At 41.7% G+C, this 21,932-nt stretch carries 17 protein-coding genes; 5 read left to right on the top strand and 12 right to left on the bottom strand.

All coding sequences use genetic code 11. The features are described from left to right. The first annotated feature begins 305 nt into the window (after positions 1 to 305). From nrdH to nrdF, 3 genes are all read left to right on the top strand, one after another. Complete coding sequence (nrdH, locus tag K1I56_RS04270) at positions 306 to 524, top strand: glutaredoxin-like protein NrdH (protein WP_003006408.1); 219 nt, start codon at positions 306 to 308, stop codon at positions 522 to 524. A gap of 113 nt (positions 525 to 637) precedes the next feature. Further along, positions 638 to 2,797, top strand: coding sequence for a class 1b ribonucleoside-diphosphate reductase subunit alpha (gene nrdE, locus K1I56_RS04265; protein WP_049472150.1), 2,160 nt, complete (start codon positions 638 to 640; stop codon positions 2,795 to 2,797). A 113-nt stretch (positions 2,798 to 2,910) separates the two neighbouring features. Continuing rightward, positions 2,911 to 3,870: a class 1b ribonucleoside-diphosphate reductase subunit beta gene (nrdF, locus tag K1I56_RS04260; protein WP_003011591.1), complete on the top strand. Its 960-nt coding sequence runs from the start codon at positions 2,911 to 2,913 to the stop codon at positions 3,868 to 3,870. 568 nt (positions 3,871 to 4,438) lie between these two features. Here nrdF and alaS read toward each other — a convergent pair. The 10 genes from alaS to K1I56_RS04210 form a co-directional block, all read right to left on the bottom strand. After that, on the bottom strand, positions 4,439 to 7,057 hold the full coding sequence (gene alaS / locus K1I56_RS04255; RefSeq protein ID WP_223325356.1) for an alanine--tRNA ligase: 2,619 nt from the start codon (positions 7,055 to 7,057) through the stop codon (positions 4,439 to 4,441). A gap of 24 nt (positions 7,058 to 7,081) precedes the next feature. Then, positions 7,082 to 7,567, bottom strand: coding sequence for an LURP-one-related/scramblase family protein (locus tag K1I56_RS04250; protein WP_023917679.1), 486 nt, complete (start codon positions 7,565 to 7,567; stop codon positions 7,082 to 7,084). A gap of 253 nt (positions 7,568 to 7,820) precedes the next feature. Then, positions 7,821 to 8,765 (bottom strand): peptidylprolyl isomerase PrsA, encoded by a 945-nt coding sequence (gene prsA, locus K1I56_RS04245; RefSeq protein WP_223325355.1) that lies wholly within the window; start codon positions 8,763 to 8,765, stop codon positions 7,821 to 7,823. 72 nt (positions 8,766 to 8,837) lie between these two features. Continuing rightward, on the bottom strand, positions 8,838 to 9,557 hold the full coding sequence (locus K1I56_RS04240) for an O-methyltransferase (RefSeq protein WP_223325354.1): 720 nt from the start codon (positions 9,555 to 9,557) through the stop codon (positions 8,838 to 8,840). A gap of 1 nt (position 9,558) precedes the next feature. Then, positions 9,559 to 11,361, bottom strand: a complete 1,803-nt coding sequence (gene pepF / locus K1I56_RS04235) for an oligoendopeptidase F (protein WP_201036898.1) — start codon at positions 11,359 to 11,361, stop codon at positions 9,559 to 9,561. Positions 11,362 to 11,433: 72 nt separating this feature from the next. After that, positions 11,434 to 12,384, bottom strand: a complete 951-nt coding sequence (locus tag K1I56_RS04230) for a competence protein CoiA (protein ID WP_201036896.1) — start codon at positions 12,382 to 12,384, stop codon at positions 11,434 to 11,436. A 73-nt stretch (positions 12,385 to 12,457) separates the two neighbouring features. Next, entirely contained in the window at positions 12,458 to 13,039 is a 582-nt protein-coding gene (locus K1I56_RS04225) for a hypothetical protein (protein ID WP_201036894.1), read from the bottom strand. Positions 13,040 to 13,206: 167 nt separating this feature from the next. Then, positions 13,207 to 14,379, bottom strand: coding sequence for an MFS transporter (locus K1I56_RS04220; RefSeq protein ID WP_155199435.1), 1,173 nt, complete (start codon positions 14,377 to 14,379; stop codon positions 13,207 to 13,209). 70 nt (positions 14,380 to 14,449) lie between these two features. Continuing rightward, positions 14,450 to 15,796 (bottom strand): DUF1958 domain-containing protein, encoded by a 1,347-nt coding sequence (locus K1I56_RS04215; RefSeq protein ID WP_070673833.1) that lies wholly within the window; start codon positions 15,794 to 15,796, stop codon positions 14,450 to 14,452. 188 nt (positions 15,797 to 15,984) lie between these two features. After that, positions 15,985 to 16,692 (bottom strand): glucosamine-6-phosphate deaminase, encoded by a 708-nt coding sequence (locus K1I56_RS04210; RefSeq protein ID WP_223325353.1) that lies wholly within the window; start codon positions 16,690 to 16,692, stop codon positions 15,985 to 15,987. 308 nt (positions 16,693 to 17,000) lie between these two features. Here K1I56_RS04210 and queA point away from each other — a divergent pair, with 308 nt between their 5' ends. Next, the gene (gene queA, locus K1I56_RS04205) at positions 17,001 to 18,029 is read left to right on the top strand and encodes a tRNA preQ1(34) S-adenosylmethionine ribosyltransferase-isomerase QueA (RefSeq protein WP_223325352.1); all 1,029 of its coding nucleotides are present in this window, start codon (positions 17,001 to 17,003) and stop codon (positions 18,027 to 18,029) included. 11 nt (positions 18,030 to 18,040) lie between these two features. After that, positions 18,041 to 18,511: an arginine repressor gene (locus K1I56_RS04200; RefSeq protein WP_003006364.1), complete on the top strand. Its 471-nt coding sequence runs from the start codon at positions 18,041 to 18,043 to the stop codon at positions 18,509 to 18,511. Between the two features lie 479 nt (positions 18,512 to 18,990). Here the strand turns inward: K1I56_RS04200 and K1I56_RS04195 are convergent, their stop codons facing one another. Then, positions 18,991 to 20,325: a dipeptidase gene (locus K1I56_RS04195; protein WP_223325351.1), complete on the bottom strand. Its 1,335-nt coding sequence runs from the start codon at positions 20,323 to 20,325 to the stop codon at positions 18,991 to 18,993. Between the two features lie 17 nt (positions 20,326 to 20,342). Next, on the bottom strand, positions 20,343 to 21,854 hold the full coding sequence (locus K1I56_RS04190; RefSeq protein ID WP_003012149.1) for a YfcC family protein: 1,512 nt from the start codon (positions 21,852 to 21,854) through the stop codon (positions 20,343 to 20,345). Positions 21,855 to 21,932: the final 78 nt, after the last annotated feature.

Genomic DNA, 21,932 nt, shown 5'->3' with positions numbered 1-21,932 from the left:
GAGGAAATATCTTTTCAATTTTCTACTATATTATAAGTAACATTTTCCTCCGCTTTCAATGAAAAGAAGCTCTTGAACCACAGGATATTGATTCACCAAAAAATTATAACTAATTAAAGATGCTTTAAAGCCTATTCCTATCCCATTTCTTCGATTTTCACGCTTTTCACTCACCACAATATATTGTGCTTTGAAAACTCCATTTCATATCTTTGCACAATATTTAGTTTTATTTTGTTGACAAGTTGCTGGATTTTGTTTATACTGTTTACAGATTTATATTTCGATAGGAGAACGGAAAAGAAATGGTAACCATTTATTCAAAAAATAATTGTGTTCAATGCAAAATGACCAAGCGATTCCTTGATAGCAATCATGTGGAATACCGCGAAATTAACTTAGACGAACAGCCAGAATTTGTAGAGCATGTTAAGAACCTTGGCTTCAATGCTGCTCCAGTTATTCAAACACCGGATGAAGTATTTTCTGGTTTTCAACCAGCTAAGTTGAAGAAACTTTCATAATAAACACAGTATTTTGCTTAAATAGGGTCTAGCGTTAGCAACCTAACACTAGACTTTTTACTTGGAAAGAGAGGACTTCTCCTCTTCATTTTTTGAACTAGAAAAGGATTATTATGGGATTAAAATCTCTTGAAGATGTGACGTATTTTCGTCTTAACAATGAAATCAACCGTCCAGTAAACGGCCAAATCATGCTTCATAAAGATAAAGAAGCTTTGGATGCGTTCTTTAAAGAAAATGTTGTACCAAATACTAAAGCCTTTGACTCGATTACAGACAAGATTCAGTACCTTCTCGAGCACAATTACATTGAGAGAGCTTTTATCGAGAAATACCGTCCTGAATTTTTAGAGGAATTGGCCCAATTTATCAAAGACCAAAACTTCCAATTCAAGTCCTTCATGGCGGCCTACAAATTCTATAACCAATACGCTTTGAAAACAAATGATGGAGAATACTATCTTGAAAGCATGGAAGACCGTGTCTTCTTCAATGCTCTCTATTTTGCAGATGGAAATGAAGCTATCGCACGAGACATCGCAAACGAAATTATCCACCAACGCTACCAACCAGCTACTCCTTCTTTCTTAAATGCTGGTCGTGCCCGCCGTGGAGAATTGGTTTCATGTTTCTTGATCCAAGTAACTGATGATATGAATGCGATCGGACGTTCCATCAACTCTGCCCTTCAACTTTCACGTATCGGTGGTGGGGTTGGGATTTCCCTCAGCAACCTTCGTGAAGCTGGAGCACCAATCAAAGGGTATGAAGGAGCCGCTTCTGGGGTCGTACCTGTTATGAAACTCTTTGAAGATAGCTTCTCTTACTCTAACCAATTGGGACAACGCCAAGGGGCTGGGGTGGTTTACCTCAACGTCTTCCACCCAGACATCATTGCCTTTCTTTCTACTAAGAAAGAAAATGCTGATGAAAAAGTTCGGGTGAAGACTCTCTCACTTGGGGTAGTCGTGCCAGACAAATTCTATGAATTGGCTCGTAAAAATGAAGAAATGTACCTCTTCAGCCCATACTCTGTGGAACGTGAATACGGAGTACCATTTAACTACATCGACATCACTGAAAAATACGATGAGTTGGTTGCTAATCCAAATATCCGCAAGACAAAAATTAAGGCACGTGATTTAGAAACTGAAATTTCTAAATTGCAACAAGAATCTGGCTATCCATATGTAGTCAACATTGATACTGCTAACCGGGCAAACCCTGTTGATGGAAAAATCATCATGAGTAACTTGTGTTCAGAGATCCTCCAGGTTCAAGAACCAAGCTTGATCAACGATGCCCAAGAATTTGTCCAAATGGGAACAGACGTCTCATGTAACCTTGGTTCAACCAACGTAGTTAACATGATGACTTCACCTGATTTTGGTCGTTCGATTCGTGCCATGGTTCGTGCTTTGACCTTCGTTACAGATAGCTCTCATATCGTAGCCGTTCCAACTATTGACCACGGAAATAAACTGGCGCATTCGTTCGGACTTGGAGCTATGGGACTTCACAGCTACCTTGCGCAACAATTGATTGAATACGGATCACCTGAGTCTGTTGAGTTCACAAGTATCTACTTCATGCTCATGAACTACTGGACTCTCGTAGAATCAAATAACATTGCGCGCGAACGTGGTGTTACCTTCCACAACTTCGAAAAATCAGACTATGCCAACGGTACTTACTTTGATAAGTACACGACTGGAGAATTTGTACCAAAATCTGATCGCGTCAAAGAACTCTTTAAAGATATCTTTATCCCAAGTGCAGAGGATTGGGCAGAACTGCGTGCTAAAGTTCAAGCAGATGGTCTTTACCACCAAAACCGCTTGGCTGTCGCACCAAATGGATCTATCAGCTACATCAATGACGTATCTGCTTCTATCCACCCAATTACACAACGGATTGAAGAACGTCAAGAGAAGAAAATCGGTAAGATCTACTACCCTGCAGCAGGATTGTCAACGGAAACGATTCCTTACTACACTTCTGCCTACGACATGGATATGAGAAAAGTCATCGATGTCTATGCTGCTGCAACCGAGCATGTAGACCAAGGTCTTTCACTGACTCTCTTTATGCGCAGCGATATTCCAAAGGGTCTTTACGAATGGAAAACTGAAAACAAACAAACCACTCGTGACTTGTCTATCCTTCGAAACTACGCCTTTAACAAGGGTATCAAGTCTATCTACTACGTCCGTACCTTTACAGATGATGGTGGAGAAGTTGGCGCCAACCAATGTGAAAGCTGTGTCATCTAATCCGCTATCCTAGATAGCTATCAAAAGTCGGTTCGCCGACTTTTTGTGCGGTATTCTATCAATTTATGGTAGAATAGTAACGATTGAATGAATAGAAAAAGAAAGTGATGCAAATGGAAACATACTACAAAGCCATTAACTGGAATGCGATCGAAGATGTCATCGATAAATCGACCTGGGAAAAACTGACAGAGCAATTCTGGTTGGATACACGTATCCCTTTGTCAAACGACTTGGATGACTGGAGAAAGTTGTCGAATAAAGAAAAAGACCTAGTTGGTAAAGTCTTTGGGGGATTAACTCTTCTAGATACCATGCAATCTGAAACAGGTGTTCAGGCTCTTCGTGCGGATATTCGTACTCCCCATGAAGAAGCTGTCTTTAACAACATCCAATTTATGGAATCTGTCCATGCTAAGTCATACTCTTCTATCTTTTCTACTTTGAATACTAAGTCAGAAATCGAAGAGATTTTCGAATGGACCAACACCAATCCTTTCCTTCAAAAGAAGGCAGAAATCATCAACGAAATCTATCTCAATGGGACCCCTCTTGAAAAGAAAGTCGCCAGCGTTTTCCTTGAAACCTTCCTCTTCTACTCTGGTTTCTTCACACCTCTCTACTATCTTGGAAACAACAAATTGGCCAACGTAGCTGAAATCATCAAGTTGATCATTCGTGACGAATCAGTTCACGGAACCTATATCGGCTACAAGTTCCAACTTGGATTTAACGAATTACCAGAAGAAGAACAAGAAAAACTCAAAGAGTGGATGTATGATCTTCTCTACACCCTCTATGAAAACGAAGAAGGCTACACAGAGAGCCTCTATGACGGTGTGGGCTGGACTGAGGAAGTCAAGACCTTCCTTCGCTACAACGCCAATAAAGCCCTCATGAACTTGGGACAAGATCCGCTTTTCCCAGACTCAGCAGATGACGTTAACCCAATCGTCATGAACGGAATCTCAACCGGTACCTCTAACCACGACTTCTTCTCTCAAGTCGGAAATGGTTACCTTCTCGGTGAAGTAGAAGCCATGCAGGATGACGATTATAACTACGGTTTATAAGAAGAAAAACCTTTCCAGACGGAAAGGTTTTTTTGTACATATTTTTTGAGAATGATCGCTTAGGACTTGTAAAGACCGTAAAAATAAGAATTAAAGTATTCCTGAAAAAATATAATTGACATCTAATTTTCAGAAACATTTAAATAGATACTGAAAATTTCCGCCGTGAGAAAAGTGAGAGTGGGACAGAAATCGGTAATTCGTTAGAATTCGATTTCGTCGTCCCACCTCCGCACAGTTGAGTAGGGCTGTAAAAGCTGATGAAATCAGCATAGTAGAGCCCACTCAACCACTGCGTCTTGCTCTACAATCCAAAAATAATTGAGAGGCTAGGACTTTTGTCCCAGCCTCTCTCGGAATTCTTGAGACCTTAGTCTCAAGAATTAGTCATGGAACTTCTTTGAAGTTCGCTGACGTCCGTACTCACCTAAGGAAAGTTTTTTAGAAGACTTTATCTTCAATCTGAAACCTTTCCAGACGGAAAGGTTTTTTTGTTGTAATCATTTTCTAATTGGATCTGCTTTTTTTTGAAAAAAGAGGTTGGACAAACATCCAACCTCTCCGATTATTACAATTTACCTGCTACGGCATCCAACAATTCTTGGATTTTCGCTTGGTTGCTTCCTCCTGCCATGGCCATGTCTGGTTTCCCACCACCACGTCCATCGACGATTGGAGCCAATTCTTTGATCACATTACCTGCGTGTACTTCTTTTGTCTTGCTGGCTACAAGGACATTGACCTTGTCACCGATGGCTGCGACAAGAACAAGCACATCCGAGTAATCTTTTTGTTTCCAGTTATCGGCAAAGGTACGAAGGGCACCTGCATCTGATACAGAAACTTGGCTGGCAATGTAACGGTGACCGTTTGCTTCTTGAACATTCTTGAAGACATCGCCTGCTGCCGCTGCTGCCGCTTTTTCCTTCAATTCTGCATTTTCTTTTTGCAATTGACGGAGTTGTTCTTGAAGACCTTCCACCTTGTGAGGGACTTCTTTGAGTTGAGGTGCTTTCAAGGTTGCTGCGACTGCTTTCAGTGCGTCTTCTTGTTCACGGTATGCTTCGAAGGCTTCCTTACCAGTTACTGCTAAGATACGACGAGTTCCTGATCCGATTCCTTCTTCTTTGACAATCTTGAAGAGACCAATTTCAGAAGTATTGCCTACGTGAGTACCACCACAGAGCTCAACAGAGTAGTCACCGATCGTTACAACACGGACTTCCTTACCGTATTTCTCACCAAAGAGGGCCATGGCTCCCATTTCTTTAGCAGTATCGATATCTGTTTCAATCGTTTCGACTGCGATCGCTTCCCAAATCTTTTCATTGACTTGTTGTTCAATAGCGCGCAATTCTTCAGGAGTTACGGCTTGGAAGTGAGTGAAGTCAAAGCGAAGGAATTCTACTTCGTTAAGAGATCCTGCTTGGGTTGCATGGTTACCAAGGATATTGTGAAGAGCCGCATGGAGCAAGTGAGTTGCAGTGTGGTTCTTCATAACACGATGACGACGATTGGTATCGATCGCCAAGGTGTATTCTTGGTTCAAGGCAAGAGGAGCAAGAACTTCAACAGTATGAAGTGGTTGTCCATTTGGTGCTTTTTGAACATCTGTCACTGTCGCTACGACGTTTCCTGCAGCATCCAAGATTTGACCATGGTCCGCAACTTGTCCACCCATTTCAGCGTAGAATGGAGTTTCTGCAAAGATCAATGATGCAGTCCCTTCTGATACAGCCTCTACTTCTGCATTGTCCGCTACGATAGCCACCAACTTAGAAGGCAATTGACTAGCATTGTAGTTGAAGCTACTTTCAACTGTAATGTTTTGAAGGGTTTCATTTTGCATCCCCATAGATCCACCTTTGACAGCCGATGCACGCGCCCGTTCTTGTTGTTCCTTCATGGCTGCTTCAAAACCTTCACGATCGACTGTCATTCCAGCTTCTTCAGCGATTTCTTCTGTCAATTCTACGGGGAATCCATATGTATCATAAAGTTTGAAGACATCTTGACCAGCAATCACTGTTTGACCTTTTGCTTTCAAGTCTTCAACGATAGTTTGGGCAAAGTGTTGTCCGGAGTTCAAGGTACGAGCAAATGATTCTTCTTCACTCTTGATAATTTTCTCGATGAAGTCTTGTTTTTCAAGTACTTCTGGGTAGTAGCTTTCCATGATCTTCCCAACGGTTGGAACCAATTTATACAAGAAGGTTCCTTCAATCCCTAATTTTTGACCATGCATGGAAGCACGACGGAGGAGACGACGAAGAACGTAACCGCGTCCTTCATTACCTGGAAGAGCCCCATCACCAATCGCAAATGAAAGCGAACGGATGTGGTCAGCAATCACCTTGAAGCTCATGTTATCGCCATCTGGATCGTAGGTTTTACCAGACATCTTTTCAACTTCACGGATGATCGGCATGAAGAGGTCTGTTTCAAAGTTGGTCTTCGCTCCTTGAATAACGGCTACCAAACGTTCCAAACCAGCGCCCGTATCAATGTTCTTGTGTGGCAATTCCTTGTATTCGCTACGAGGAACAGCAGGGTCTGCGTTAAATTGTGACAAGACAATGTTCCAGATTTCGATGTAACGGTCGTTTTCGATATCTTCTGCAAGCAGACGAAGACCGATATTTTCAGGGTCAAAGGCTTCTCCACGGTCAAAGAAGATTTCTGTATCTGGTCCAGAAGGCCCTGCACCGATTTCCCAGAAGTTGTCTTCGATTGGGATCAAGTGACTTGGATCTACCCCAACAGCGATCCAACGGTTGTATGAATCCTTGTCGTCAGGGTAATAAGTCATGTAAAGTTTGTCTTTGGGGAAGTCAAACCATTCAGCGCTTGTCAAAAGTTCATAAGCCCACGTAATGGCTTCATCACGGAAGTAATCTCCGATTGAGAAGTTCCCCAACATTTCAAACATGGTATGGTGACGAGCAGTCTTTCCTACGTTTTCGATATCATTGGTACGGATGGCTTTTTGAGCATTGGTAATCCGTGGATTTTCAGGTTTGATGGTTCCATCGAAGTATTTCTTAAGAGTGGCAACCCCTGAGTTGATCCACAAAAGGGTTGGATCGTTTACTGGAACCAAGCTAACAGATGGTTCTACAGAGTGGCCTTTGCTTGCCCAGAAATCAAGCCACATTTGGCGGACTTGTGCACTAGATAATTGTTTCATATTTGTCTCCTAATTTTTCTAAGATTAATTTGCGCTAGCTTCTAACATTTCGACATAATCGATAGCGACACAAAGTGAGATGACTAAATCAGCGTATTCATCCTCATACACCGATACTTGGTAGGTAGAGGTTAGATGAAAGAGTTCCTTGCTAATCTCAGCGACGATTTGATCCCGATCATCGAATAATTTGAATTCTAGGTCCCAGATATTTCCTTGTACCCGAAGTCCCAAATCTTCGATATCGTACTTATCCCTGAAGAGCGTCAGCTTTTTATGGATAAAAAAGCGGTCCCCATCCTTCAACTCAACCACAAACTTGGGAAGAAAGCTGATTGTTTTTTTAGTAATGTGGCTCACTTCTTGTCCATTCTTATCATAGATGGTAAAAGTCTTGGGAATCTTAAGAAAAGATCCCTCAACCTGGTATTCAACATTTCCCAACTCATCTTTGATATCGAACCGCTCGCCACCCAATCGAAATTTTTGTTTCACTTGATAGGTTCGCATCTTTTGATCTCCTTTAAAAAGCTCCAGACAACTACCCATAAACAAAAGACAAGCCACTAAACGAAGGGCGAAAAACCGCGGTACCACCTTCATTCAATGAACTTGTCATTCTTCATTTTATATGCAATTGTCTCAGCCGAGTAGCAAAATCATTTCTCTTCCATGGCTCGCACCCCCGCCACTTCTCTGATTCCGAGTAACAATGATTTATTCTCAACTATTTCATTATACAAGTTCCAAAAGGAACCGTCAACTATTTTTTAGATGATGAACTGCTATCGCTCGTTTGAACACCGATATTTTGCAAATATTGGTTAAATGTTGATTTGAAAGCATCATCTTTGACCTTGATATTGGCATTGGTCATCGCTTTTGCAATAACGCTACGGATGAAATTGGTATCTTGCTTACGACCGTCAACAATGATCTCTTTCAAACGTTTTTCGTATTTCTTCCAGTCAGAACCTTTTTCTGTCTTCTTATTCAACTTGACAATATAGTAGCTAGCAGAATAGTTTTGACCTGCTGAAACTGTGATCACATCTGAAATCCCATTTTCATCCAATTTAAAGGCAGCTTCTTTGACTTGAGATGGAATATTTGCTGTTCCTGAATCGAACTTAACTTCGCCACCTTTGTCTTTTGTAGCAGTATCTGTTGAATTGTCTTTGGCGATTTGGGCAAAGTCTGCACCTTCCGCTTTAGCAGCTTCCAACACTTCTTTTGCTTTATCTTCTGAATCTAACTTGATAATTTGTGCTGTTACTTCTGGTGTGTAAGATTCAAAAGCCGCCTTGTAGTCAGACTCTTTGATATCTTTCTTAGCAGCTTGGTTGACTGCATATTCCAACAACATATTGCTACGGATTTGTTTCTTCGCTGTTTCTTCCGTCAAGCCTTGTTGCGCCAAGTATGCATCGAATTGGTTACCTAATTGTTTCTTTTGTTTAGCCAATTCTTTATCGACTTCTTTATCAGAAACTTTTGATCCATATTCTTTTTCAAAGACTTTATTGATGGTCATTTGGAAAAGAACTTGTTGAGCACCTTGGTTAGTTTTGATTTCATCATAGAAATCAGAAACTGTAATCGTGTCCCCTTTCATGGTCACGATATCTTTGTTTGTGCCATTGGCACATGCTGCTAGTGTTACGACTGATAGCAAGGTCACAGCACCCGCTACAAGTTTTTTCTTCATGAAAATTATTCTCCGTTCCTTTTTAAACTTCTTCTATTTTACCACAAATTAGAGAGAATACCTTAAATTTACCTAAAAAGAGCTAGGATCTGGCAAGGTTACCGTCTCTGTATTTTTCCGAATCATCAAAATACCATCTCCAAGCGGCACCAAACTAGCAGTCAAATCCGGATGATTGAGAGTCGCATGAAAGAGATTCTGAAGCCCCCGGTAAATGGTTCGTTGCCCACGACGCACTTCCATGATGTCCTTGGCAACATCTCCTCCCTGGAAAATATCATCCAATACCACGACTCCCCCAACCTCTAAGAGTTCGAGAATTCGTGGTAAAAAGACGATGTACTTAGACTTAGCAGAGTCCATAAAGACAAAGTCATAGGTCTCTGTCAAATCCTGCAAGACATCTACTGCATCTCCTTCAAGCAAGGTGATTTGCTTTCTCTGATCGTATTTAGCCAGATTTTCCTTAGCAAAGCCAATCATCTCTTCATTCCGATCAATGGTCGTTATCTGTGCGTTGGGGGCATTTTCAGCCATTAAGAGGGCTGAAAACCCGATTGCTGTTCCAATTTCAAGGATTTTCTTTGGTTGTAGGGCTTGCAGGAGTAGTCTAAAGTAAGCTACCGTTTCATGCGGAATAATCGGAATATTTTCCTTGCGGGCGAATGCTTCTAACTCCTTCAAGGCGCCTGCTACCGGTTTTTGACGCGTGCGCATAAAATCAACGATCTCATCTTTAACGACTGGCCGGCGCATATTGTGGTTGGCATTTTTACTATAAGACTCTACCATCTTATGCGAGTCCTAATTTTTCTACTAGGGCTTCAAATTCATTCAACCGACGTTCAAAGACCGCAAAGGCTGCGTCCAAGTAGTCTTCTTTTTCCATATCCACACCTGCTTTACGGATGACGTTGAGTGGATAATCAGAGTTTCCAGCCTTCAAGTAGTCGATATATTTATCACGATCTTCCTGGGTTCCATGAACAATCTTTTCAGCTAAAGCCGAAGCTGCTGCAAAACCTGTTGAATATTGGAAGACATAGTAGTTATAGTAGAAGTGAGGAATCCGAGCCCATTCATATTGGATCTCAGGATTGTCTTCTTTTGAAAGACCATAGTATTTTTCATTGAGCTCTGCATAAAGGTTATTCAAGAACTCACTAGTCAAAACGGTACCTTCTTGGTCTGCTTTATGAATGGCATGCTCAAATTCGGCAAACTGGGTTTGACGGAAGACGGTTCCACGGAAGCCATCCAAGAAGTGATTCAAAATAGCAAAGCGAGTTGCATCGTCTTCTACTTCTTCTAACAGACGTTCGGTCAGGATATTTTCATTGGTTGTAGAGGCGATTTCGGCAAGGAAGATGGAATAGTCCCCATAGACATAAGGCTGGGTTTCACGGGTATAGCTAGAATGCATACTGTGACCAGTTTCATGGACCAAGGTGAAGAGATTATCCAATGTATCTTGCCAGTTCAACAACATGAAGGCATTGGTATCATAAGAACCACCTGAATAAGCACCTGAGCGTTTTCCTTGGTTGACATGCACATCAATCCACCGTTCGCTAAAGGCACGTTTCACACGAGAAAGGTAGTCCTCACCCAAAACAGCCAAGACTTCTTCTGCTTTGGCCAACGATTCTTCATAGGTAAACTTGTAGTCTGTATCGGATAATGGCGTATACATATCGTACATCTTCAAGTCTGAGATTCCAAGAATTTTTGAACGCAATTGCACATAGCGTTGCAAGAGTGGCAAATGTTTGTTCACAGCTGCTACCAAGCTATCATAAACACTTTCTGGTACAAAGTTTTCAGAAAGGGCCGCTTCACGGGCAGAAGAGAATTTGCGAACTTTAGCATTAAAGTTATGAACTTTCACATTGGTTTGCAAGGTTTTAGCATAGGTATGTTGGTACTGTCCATAGACCTTGTAGAGACCTTCGTAAGCTTCTTTACGAACGGCACGATCTTTTGATTCTACCAAAGAAATATAGTTTCCATGGGTTAATTGAACTTCTTCGCCCTTGTCATCATGTACAGTTGGGAAAACAATATCTGCATTGTCCAAGATTTCAAAGGTTTCACCACCAGCCGCAAAGATCTCACCAGCTCCTGCAAGTAATTCCTCTTCTTTTTGAGACAAGACATGTTCTTTTTTCTCTAGCAAACGATCAAAATAATGACCATATTGTTCTAAGGCTGGAACCTCACTCACAAAGGCTTTGTATTGCTCATCCGTAATGGCCATGAATTCAGGCTCATAGAAGGCAAAGGTTTCACCTAACAAGCTATAAAGAGACATCCCTTTTGATTGGTACTCTTGGTATTTAGCCACTCGTGTGTCTTGGTCATTTTTCATATGGGCATAGACGTAGACCTTTTCTAAACGACGGCTCAATTCTAAATATGCATTGGTTGTATCCAACAGTGTTTGCGCTGAATCCAACAAATGACCAGCATAGTGGCTTGCTGCTTTAATATCTGCAGCTAAGCTAGCTGCTTCTTCTTCCCAAGCTTGATCTGTCGCAAAAATAGTCGACAAATCCCATTGGTATTTTTCATCAATTTCATTACGTTGTTTTACCATTTCGATTAATCCTCCAATGGTTCTATTTTAGCATAAAAATGAACATTTCGGGAGGATTTCTATCTTAGAAAGTTAGCTTTTCTGCTGAGCATAAAAACGTGGGGGATAAAGGATCTGAACAGGTTGGATCCCTTGCGACTGATAATAGGTCATAAACTGCTGGTAGTAATCTTCTACATCCTCTTCAATTTGAAGCAAGTTCTGTGAAAGGATCGGACGACAAAGAGGATAAAAGAAATCCAGCCCCAGTTCCATCAGATGGTTTCCCTGCAAATAGAGTTCTTCCTGAAGCTTCAGCCACTTTGGGTGACGATAAAAGAGTTGCTGCTGGATATACGTTAAAAATGTACGATCGAGCTCGACTGCCATTTGCCGCATGGGTTGTGAAAGATAAGGGGTCCGTAAGACTTCCAGTAAAGACCTTTGGCCAAAAGGGAAAACTTCTGTTTGATAATGCAATCGCCCTCTCAAATCCTCATGGATGAGGTATTGCAAACGCACTTCTTTCTTTTCAAGATCCAATTCCCAAAGATGGAACCCGCGATTCTGACTAAAATAAAGAAAACCAGCCTGTAGCTTTGTCAGTCTTTCCTTGAGCCACAACTTTTTACCAAGTAACCAATAGACCTGGTAACCATGGGATCGATAAGCATCGCTTCTCTCCTTCAAACGTTCTAAAGATAGGGAGCTACACTGCACTTCCAAAGCTAAGTTCTTGTCTACTACCAAAAGATCGGCAATTTGTTGAAAATCTGCTAAATAACTTTCTACTTCTGTATTAGACTCCTTAGAGGCCCAGTCATAAAGACTGGCTTTCAATTCCAGATGTTCAAAACTCTCCGCTTCGTGATGATAGGGACAATGCTGTAATTCTACATGAGCAAAATGAGCCCTTAGAACCGAGCCATTTTTTAGACGCACTGGACTATGACAAGCTAAGCAATAGAAGGGCCCTTCTGTCACAGCTGGGATCTCTTCCATACAGTTCCACCGCTTTTGATTGTTATCCATGGCAATAAACATAGGCCCACCTCCTCATCTATATCATTCGAAAAAAAATAAGAAAAAGGCTGGAAATTCCAACCTTTTCTTCCTTTTATTCTTCAGAATCTGAATCTGAATCATCACTGTCGTCATCTGCAACAGGAGATTTACTCAATTCTTTCTGCATATCTTTCATTTCTTTACGAGTACTTTCCAACTCTTCTCGAGCATCTTTCAAGCTTTCGATCAAAGCTTCACGGTCTTCTTTAGGAACGACTGTGCTATCTGAACCGATGCTTTTCAAGCCTTCATTAAAAATATCTTTTTGGTTTTCCAATTCTTGCTTCAAGGCGCTAACAGTTGCATCGTATTGCTCTTTTGCAGAACCTGTCACAGAAGTACCTGCTTCTTCGGTAAGTGAAACAGATTGATCCATTAATTTTGCAAACAACTTTTTGAAGTCCCCAACAGTTTTTGCTTTACTGATTTCAGCATCTGTTAAGAGGCTAGAAGATGACGTATCTTCTGAATCTGTTGAAGTATCCTTACTTTTCGAAGTGTTGGCAGATTTGCTCGTCACTTTAGTAGTTGATTGACTATTTGAAGTTTCCTTCTTTGTGTCTTGTTTGTTTGAACAAGCAGCTAGGGAAACAATCGTCAAAAGAGCAGCTGTCGATAAGATCATTTTTTTCATAAAATGGTCTCCTTTATATTTATTTTACCTCATTCTATCATCGAATACTTTGATTGTCAAATTAATCACTAGTTCTTAATAATAGCAAAAAAGTTGGACAAAACACTATGAGATCAGTGTTTCTGTCCAACTCCTCGATGATTAGTCATACAATTGTAACAATTTCATTAGTCTACTTTGCCACCAAAAAGGCCGTGAGCCTTCCCTTGGGGCATTTTTAAGGCAAAGCTCAGTAAAAAGACGATCCCTACAACCCCTGCTAAAAAGAAACTCATGACTTGGTAACCACCTCTTTCAATACAGAGGGCTGCGAAGGGTTGTAAAAGAATGGTTCCTAAATAACGAGCTCCTTGGACAATGGCCATGGCAAGAACCAAGTCTTTGCCATTCACCTGTTGGGCAATAAACCGTAAGGAGACCATAATCAAAACCATCCCTGTTGTATGCTTGGCTAAAAGAGTCAAAAGCACTTTTAAGAAGACAGGACTTGGAAGAGCGTAGACAGCATATTGAGCAAAAATAATCCCGATTGGAAGAGCGATCAAAACCCGTAAAGGCCAGTGGTCCATGAATCGATCAGAGAAAAAGATCAAGGGGGCTTCCACTACGACGGAGATAGCTACAACCGTAGAGGCAATATGGACTGGTAGACCACTATCCATGAGCAACTCAGGAATATAGGTATGACCAATATTTCCAACCCCTGAAGCCAAGCCAATCAAAATGATAAAGAAGAGATAAGGTCCATTATGAAGAAGAGGACGAATAGAGACAGGATGTTTTTCCTTTTCTACGACTGTCTCTTTTTTCTTCATTCGAACCGCACTTAGGCAGAAGAGACTCAATACAATGGTGATCAAAACCGTATAATAGACAGCTTGGGGGCTAAACTGATGATAGACCCAGCCGGCTATTTGAACACCGACCGAGTAGCCAATGGTTCCCCAAACGCGAATCTTCCCAAAAGCGTATGGACTTTGCGTTGCAAATACTTCCATCATGGGAGCTGTCCCATTCAAACAGACTAGAACAATCCCGTAAAAAACAGTCAGCCAAAAGAGATTGGGGGCCCAAAGAAAACCGAAGACACCACCAATGATCACACTTAGACTGAGGGTCGTCATTTTTACGATTCCAAATCGCTCATTGATATAACCAAAGAAGGGTTGGGCTACCATGGATAAGAAAAAGGCAATCGATACCAAGGTCGACACTTGAGTTGCACTATAGTGCTTTCCCATCAAATAGACGGAAATGAGGGTCGTAAAGAGAGAGGTGGACATAAAATAAAAACTATAGAGCAGCATATAAGCCGCATAAGAATTTCGGAATTTTTTCATATGAATCCTTTCTAAAAATATCGGAATGGGACAATGACAAAACCCAACTGACAATCAGTTAGGTTTTATTTTATTCTTTATTATAGCGCTTTTGAGCCTCTTTTTTGCGTCTCTCACGACTTTGTTTTTCAATCGAGAGAATGATGACAATAATGAGAATCGGAATCAAAATCAGGAAGTGATCCAGCGAAAGCCATTTACTGTGCTTAGCCGTTGTCTTTTTCCCACTTGCTGTTTCTTTGACAAGCTCTGGCTTGGCTCCTTCTTCCACCTTCATATCATCTCGGATACCTTCAGACAAGGTGTAGAGATCATTATCTACTGTCAGATAGCCATCTTTTACCGCAAGGGTCGGTTCTTTAGCACCTTTTTTAACCGTTGCATAGAAGGGTTTTTCGAGTGTATAGGTCTTGCCGTCAATCTTCTGGACACCCGCATCTAACAATTTTTTATAGCCAAAATCTTTATAAGCTTTTTCGATCAAAGCATTGCCAAACGGATGGCGGTAATATTCCCCATCTTGGTCTGCCCAATCTCCTACGCCCATAATGACAGCAATTAAGCGCTGATTGCCCCGTTTGATGGTCGCGATATAGTTGAAAGCTCCACGAGGACTTGAACCAGTTTTTAAACCATCCACACCTTTCAAGGCATACTTGGCTCCTGGCAATGAATAATTGTAGGTATCAAAGGTTTCCTCATACGGAGTTCCTTTTTTGACCGTGACTTGGGCTTGATTGGTATAGTTTAAAATATCTGGGTATTGATTGATAAAATGATAGACCAAAATCCCTAAATCACGCGCAGTTGTCTGGTTAGCCGCATCATTTGGATAATTGTTTACCTGATAGTAGCCTTGCAAGGTGGAGATGGCCGCCCCACTCGGGTTATTCCAGACCGTGTTGGTCATCCCTAATTCCTTAGCTTTGGCATTCATGCGCTCGATAAAGGCATCTGGATCATTGTTGGACATGAGATTGGCCAACATAAGGGTCGATACATTTGAGGATGGAACCACTGTCATGGTAATCAACTCAGGAATTGTATAGTCCACCCCAGCAACAATATTATTGTTGGAGATCTCATAGATCTTTCCGATCGCTTGGTCTGAAGCGGTCGCCTTGATCACTGTATCCTTACTGATCTTGCCATTTGCCATATCTTCAAACAAGAGATAGAGCGTCATGAGCTTACTCATGCTGGCCGGATCTCTGACTTCATCGATATTGTCTTTCCAAAGAACATTGCCCGTATTTCCGTCAATAATAAGCGAAGAATGCGGACGGTTAATGGCTTGGACATTGTCATTTGGATACATCTTTTGCGCCATATCCACCAATTCATCCGCACTCGCTAGAATTGGCTGGCATAAGAGACTCAGAAGGAGGCAAATATGGATCAAATATTTTTTTATCATAAACTTTTCCTTTAAAACAGACTAATCAGCTGGAGGCTAAAATAAGCTTCTAGCCCTCATGCCCTTTCCTCTTGTCTCCCAGTAGATGAAAAGAGCTAATCACAGCAGATAATTACTTGTATTGTACCATATTTTGAAGCAGAAAAAAACCTATCTGGCCCGAATAAATCGGCGATAGGTCCTGTTTTTTATCGACTTAACAAGCTCAAGGCTTCCTTATCCGCAATAATGGTCACATTTGGATGTCCTTGAAGGGCACTAGCTGGCACTTTTTCTGTCCTTTCACCCTCTACCGTACCTTTGATCGCTTGGGCTTTCGATTCCCCATAGGCAAACAAGACAATTGATTTCGCAGCTAAGATATTGGCAATCCCCATCGAGATGGCTTGGGTTGGTACATCTTCGATCTTATCAAAGAAACGAGAATTGGCTTCAATCGTAGAGACATCCAACTGAACTAAGTGGGTCTGACTATCAAAGGAAGTGCCCGGCTCATTAAAACCGATATGCCCATTGCGTCCAATCCCTAAGATTTGAAGGTCTACTGGATGGTCTTCGAGGATTTTGTTATAACGGATCACTTCTTGATCGGCAGATTCTTCTACACCTGATGGGAGATAGCTTTCTTTGAACGGCTTGGCATCAAAGAGATTTTTCTCCATGAAATAACGATAAGATTGAGGATCATCTCCCGTCAACCCTACGTATTCATCTAAGTTCACACTGATTAGATTAGACAGATCCAAATCACTTTCACGAATTTGTTTATAAAACTCAAGGGGACTGCTTCCAGTCGCAAGACCTAAGGTTTGAGCACCTTCCTTTAAGGTTTCTTTTAATATATCAAAGGCAACTTTTCCACCTTCAATTTGGTCCTTTACTTCAATAATGTTCATTGGATAGACCTCCTATTTCTTTATGCTTTTATTATATGGTATAGACCAATTTTTGTCAAGTGAAACCGCTATCTTTTTCTGGCATTTTTTTTCATTTTCAAGTCGATTCGTGATATAATGAAAGGTATGATTGTATCACTATTATTCATCATTTTTTTGATCGGACTCCTTGTCTTTCTCTTATCTTTCTTGATTCATCAGAGAAAGATTCTCAAGGTCCTGATCTTTTTGATGGGAATCTGCCTGATGCTCTTAGCGGTCGGGACTACCATCTATCTACTCACAAATTTATTATAAAAGGAGCGCAAATGAATACCAACGACTTTGACTTTGATTTGCCTGAAGAACTGATTGCTCAAACCCCTCTTGAAAAACGAGATGCCTCTAAACTCTTGATCCTCGATCGAAAAACAGGGCAATTCCAAGACCGTCATTTTGATGCAATTTTGGATGAATTGGAGCCAGGAGATGCTCTTGTCATGAACAATACGCGCGTTCTACCAGCCCGCCTTCATGGGGTCAAACCAGAAACAGGTGGTCACGTCGAATTCCTTCTCCTTAAAAATACTCAAGATGACTGTTGGGAAGTCTTGGCAAAACCTGCAAAACGCTTAAAGTTAGGGGCCACAGTCAGCTTCGGAGATGGTCGATTGACCGCAACCGTTGAGGAAGAATTAGAGCACGGAGGCCGTATCGTTCGCTTCCACTACCAAGGGATCTTTTTAGAAGTTTTGGAAAGCCTTGGTGAAATGCCACTTCCTCCCTATATCCATGAAAAACTGGCTGACCGCGAGCGCTACCAAACCGTTTACGCCAAAGAAAATGGTTCTGCTGCAGCTCCGACGGCAGGTCTTCATTTCACCCAAGAATTGCTCCAGAAAATTGAAGCAAAAGGGGTTCACCTGGTCTATTTGACCCTTCATGTGGGCCTGGGAACCTTCCGTCCAGTATCTGTGGACAATCTTGAAGACCATGAGATGCACTCTGAATTTTACCAACTTTCTGAAGAGGCTGCTGCTACCCTTCGTCAGGTAAAAGCTGCAGGAAAACGCATCGTAGCCGTCGGAACGACTTCTATTCGAACTCTTGAAACGATTGGAAACAAATTTGATGGTGATATCCAAGCCGATTCCGGCTGGACCAATATCTTTATCAAACCAGGTTACGAATGGAAAGTCGTCGATGCCTTTTCAACTAACTTCCACCTTCCAAAATCAACTCTGGTCATGTTGGTTTCTGCCTTTGCTGGCCGTGAATTAACCCTCGAAGCATACCACCATGCGATTCAAGAACGCTACCGTTTCTTCAGCTTTGGGGATGCCATGTTCATCAAGTAAAGGAGTCTCTCATGAATAAAATTGAAAGCCGCCACCGCTTGATCCGCTCGATCATTTCTGAGCGTAGGATTCATACCCAACAAGAACTTCAAGAAGCCTTAGAAGCCAATGGTGTTCTCGTTACCCAGTCCACCCTTTCACGGGATGTCAAATCCTTGAATCTGGTGAAAATTAACGAGGGGGATAGTTCCTACTATGCCATGAACACCATCGCTCCTTCCCGTTGGGAAAAGCGCCTGCGGATGTATATGGAAGATGCCTTAGTCATGTTGCGACCGGTTCAAAACCAGGTCGTTGTAAAAACTCTTCCAGGTCTGGCCCAATCCTTTGGAGCGATCCTAGACGCATTGGAACTCCAAGAAATTGTAGCCACCATCTGTGGAGACGATGTCTGTTTGGTCATCTGCGAAGACAACCAAGGAGCTTTGGATTGTTTTGAAAAATTAAAAGAATTCACCCCACCCTTCTTCTTTAGTAAATAAAAAGTTTGGAAACCAAGTTTCCAAACTTTTTAAAATGTAGACAAACTATCTTAAAATAAGGTGAGCGATTCTGCAAAAAAATTAAAATGTGTTCTAATTTTTTGAATGAATGAAGAAAACACTGAAACTTTCCGCCGTGAGAAAAGTGCCTGAAACAATTTTGTTTCAGGCACTCGGAATTATTGAGAGTAAAACAGTTTGGGAAACTGTTTTAGCCTGAGCCCAGAAATTAAAGAGCGAGGGGGCTCAATACAAATTGAACACGGGCTGCGGATTGTGTCAAAAAGATAAGTTCTCCTAGAATCGAAAGATTCCGCGTCAAACTTCCTATTTTGACTTTATCCACAGACGCCCTTAGTATCTTGATTTAGTCTTGGAACTTCGTAGAAGTTCGCTGACGTCCGTACTCACCTAAGGAAAGTTTTTAGTATAACTTTGTCTTCGTTATGAAAGTTTGGAAACCAAGTTTCCAAACTTTTTTATATGGTGGCTAAGCGTTGAATGGCTTCTCGATAGATTTCCATCGCAGCATAGAGATCGTCAATTTTTGCTCGTTCATTGGCTTGGTGCTCGGTCTGTTCTGCACCTGGGAAAAGAGCCCCAAAGGCAACACAATTTTCCATGGTCCGCGCAAATGTCGCACCACCAGAAGACATAGCTGGCGTCTTATCCCCAGTTTCTTCCTGATAAACGGCCATCAAAGAGCTGACTAAAGGACTATCCAAAGGAACATATAAAGGAGCCAGATAATCAAACTCTTCATATTCCAACTGATAACTAGCTGCAATTTCTTGCAAACGAGCTACCAAGGCGTCCTTGTCTGCTAAGACGGGGATCCGAATATCAATTCCGATTTCCGATTGTTCTTGATCGATCACAAGGGTCGCAAGATTGAAGGAAAGATCTCCACTTGGTTCATCTTTGATTTCACCGAAGAGAGCTGCTCCTGTCGCGTCTTCACCAACAGCATCTGCGATAAAGAGCAAGGCTGGATGGGGTTGAATGAGGGATAAACTTTCCGCTAAACCGACAATGGCATTCACTCCTTCAGCTGCATCTTTAGAGTGCTTGGAAACACCCAAAACCGTTACAGAATTTTCTGTTTGGCTATACTGAACCCCACTTTGATCCAAAACAGGAAGCAACTCTTCCAAACGATGACCAGCATAGGTCGCCTTGTCTGGAACAACATTGAGGGCCTGACCAGCCTGTAAGGGAAGATCATCCCAACCTGGACCATGCAATTTCACTTGTAATAAGCCTTTTTCAGCATAGGTTAATGGGAAAGAGGAATCCGGTGCAAATCCAAGATCTGCTTGTTCTTCGATTTTGTTGTAGCGGTTCATACAGCGCCACAAGGTTTCTTCATCCGTCCCAAAGATAAAGCGGATTCGTTTGGTAAACTGGATGCCATCATCCAGCAAACTCTTGACTGCATAGAGGGCAGCAAGAGACGGTCCCTTATCATCCTGCACACCACGACCTACTAGATAATCACCGACAATAGTCGCTTCAAAAGGTGGCGTTTGCCAATCTTTTAGATCACCGGCTGGAACAACATCCAAGTGACAAAGAACGGCCAGGAGTTCTTCCCCCTGACCGATCTCTGCATATCCATAGTATCCTTCAGGATCTATATAAGTTTGAAGACCTAATTCTCGAGCAAGCTCTAAGGTTTTTTCTAGGACATCTTGGATAGCTTGTCCAAACGGTGTTCCATTTTCCCCTTCATTTAATACAGAAGGGTAAGAAATGATGGTTTGAAGCGAGTTTAAAAACTGCTCTTTCACATCGTCCTTTATTCTATTTTTCATGAAACACCTACTTTATGCTATTGCAAGAATGGAACCATTGTTCCTAGTAGAAGAAGGGCAATGGTGATCACAACAATCGCTACGACCAATTTACCCATGAATTTCCACCATGCACTCAAGTCAATACGTCCAAGAGCAAGAGCCCCCATTACGATACCTGAAGTTGGTGCGATTAAGTTCAAGACACCAGATGCAGATTGGTAAGCTGTGACAATCAAGCTACCTGGTACATTGACGAATTTACCAAGAGGTGCCATGATACCCATTGTTGCGCTGGCAAGACCAGATGATGATGGGATCAAGAATGACATTGGCAAGTAGAAAATGTAAGTCAAGACAATGAACAATTGAGATGAAAGACCTTTAAGTCCTTCTTCACCCCAGTGAAGAATTGTCGCAGTGATCATACCGTCGTTCATGATGACTTGGATACCACGTGCTACCGCTACGATAAGAGCAACACTCAAGAGGTCAGCTGCACCATTCATAAAGGATGAAATGATTTTATCTTCTTTCAAGCCATAAATGATACCAACAAGGATTCCCATAAAGGCAAAGAGCATAGCTGTTTGAGGGAAGTACCATGTACCAAGAGCATCTGTGTTACCGATCAATTGGCCAAGCACTGGAACTTTATGGAGAGATTCGTTAAAGTTTTCAAAGAATGTAATACCCAAATCTTTGAATGGGATAAATCCAGCAACCATGATAACGAATGTTGAAATGAAGACGAGCAAGACACGTTTTTGTTTCTTGTTCATTTGTGAAGGAATTTCTTCGCCACTATCAACGTTGAAGTGTTTCAAATCTTCTTCACGAGTTGCATAGGTGAGAGATTTGGTTGGGTCTTTTTGAACCTTGTCTGCATAACGATAAACATAGTATGTGCTAAGGGCTGTCAAGACAATCCAGAAGATTACACGGAGCAAGAGACCTGAGGCACTTGAGATACCTGCAGTGTCAGAAGCTATAACTGTTGCAAATGGGTTCAATGTTGACGCCAAACATCCGATTTGTGATCCTAAAAGGATAATGGCTACCCCTGTTAAGCTGTCAAAACCAACGGACATCATAACAGGTACAAGAAGTGGATAGAAGGCCATGGTTTCTTCACCCATACCATAAGTTGTCCCACCAAGGGCAAACAATGGCATCAAGATCAAGATCAACATTTTTTCGCGGCCTTTGTATTTACGAACGATAGAAGCAATCCCTACATCAAGGGTACCTGTTTCGTTCACAACTCCAAGGAAACCACCGACCATCAAGATGAAGAAGGCTACGTCAATCGCTGCACTAGTTGGTGCTTTACCAAGCATGGCATTGATCGGAGCCATCAAGACATCCCAAATCCCTTGAGGATTTTGTTTCACAGATTCATAACTACCTGCGATGATGGCACCAGCTTTATCAACCTTGTATTGACCAGCTGGAATGATCCAAGTTAACACTGCCATAATGGCAATGATAATTAACAATACGGAAAAAGATGAAGGCATCTTAAATCCTTTTTTCGTTTTTTCACTCATTTGTCTTCCTCCTAACGCAACAAAGTGTGAGTGATATTTTACAAGAGCATCTTGTAAAACGCTTACCTATAGACTTAT

This window comes from Streptococcus parasanguinis (genome assembly GCF_019929185.1).
Taxonomy (GTDB): Bacteria; Bacillota; Bacilli; order Lactobacillales; family Streptococcaceae; genus Streptococcus; species Streptococcus parasanguinis_O.
Note: the sequence above shows the minus strand (reverse complement) of the source record. Positions and strands in the feature narration are given on the sequence as shown.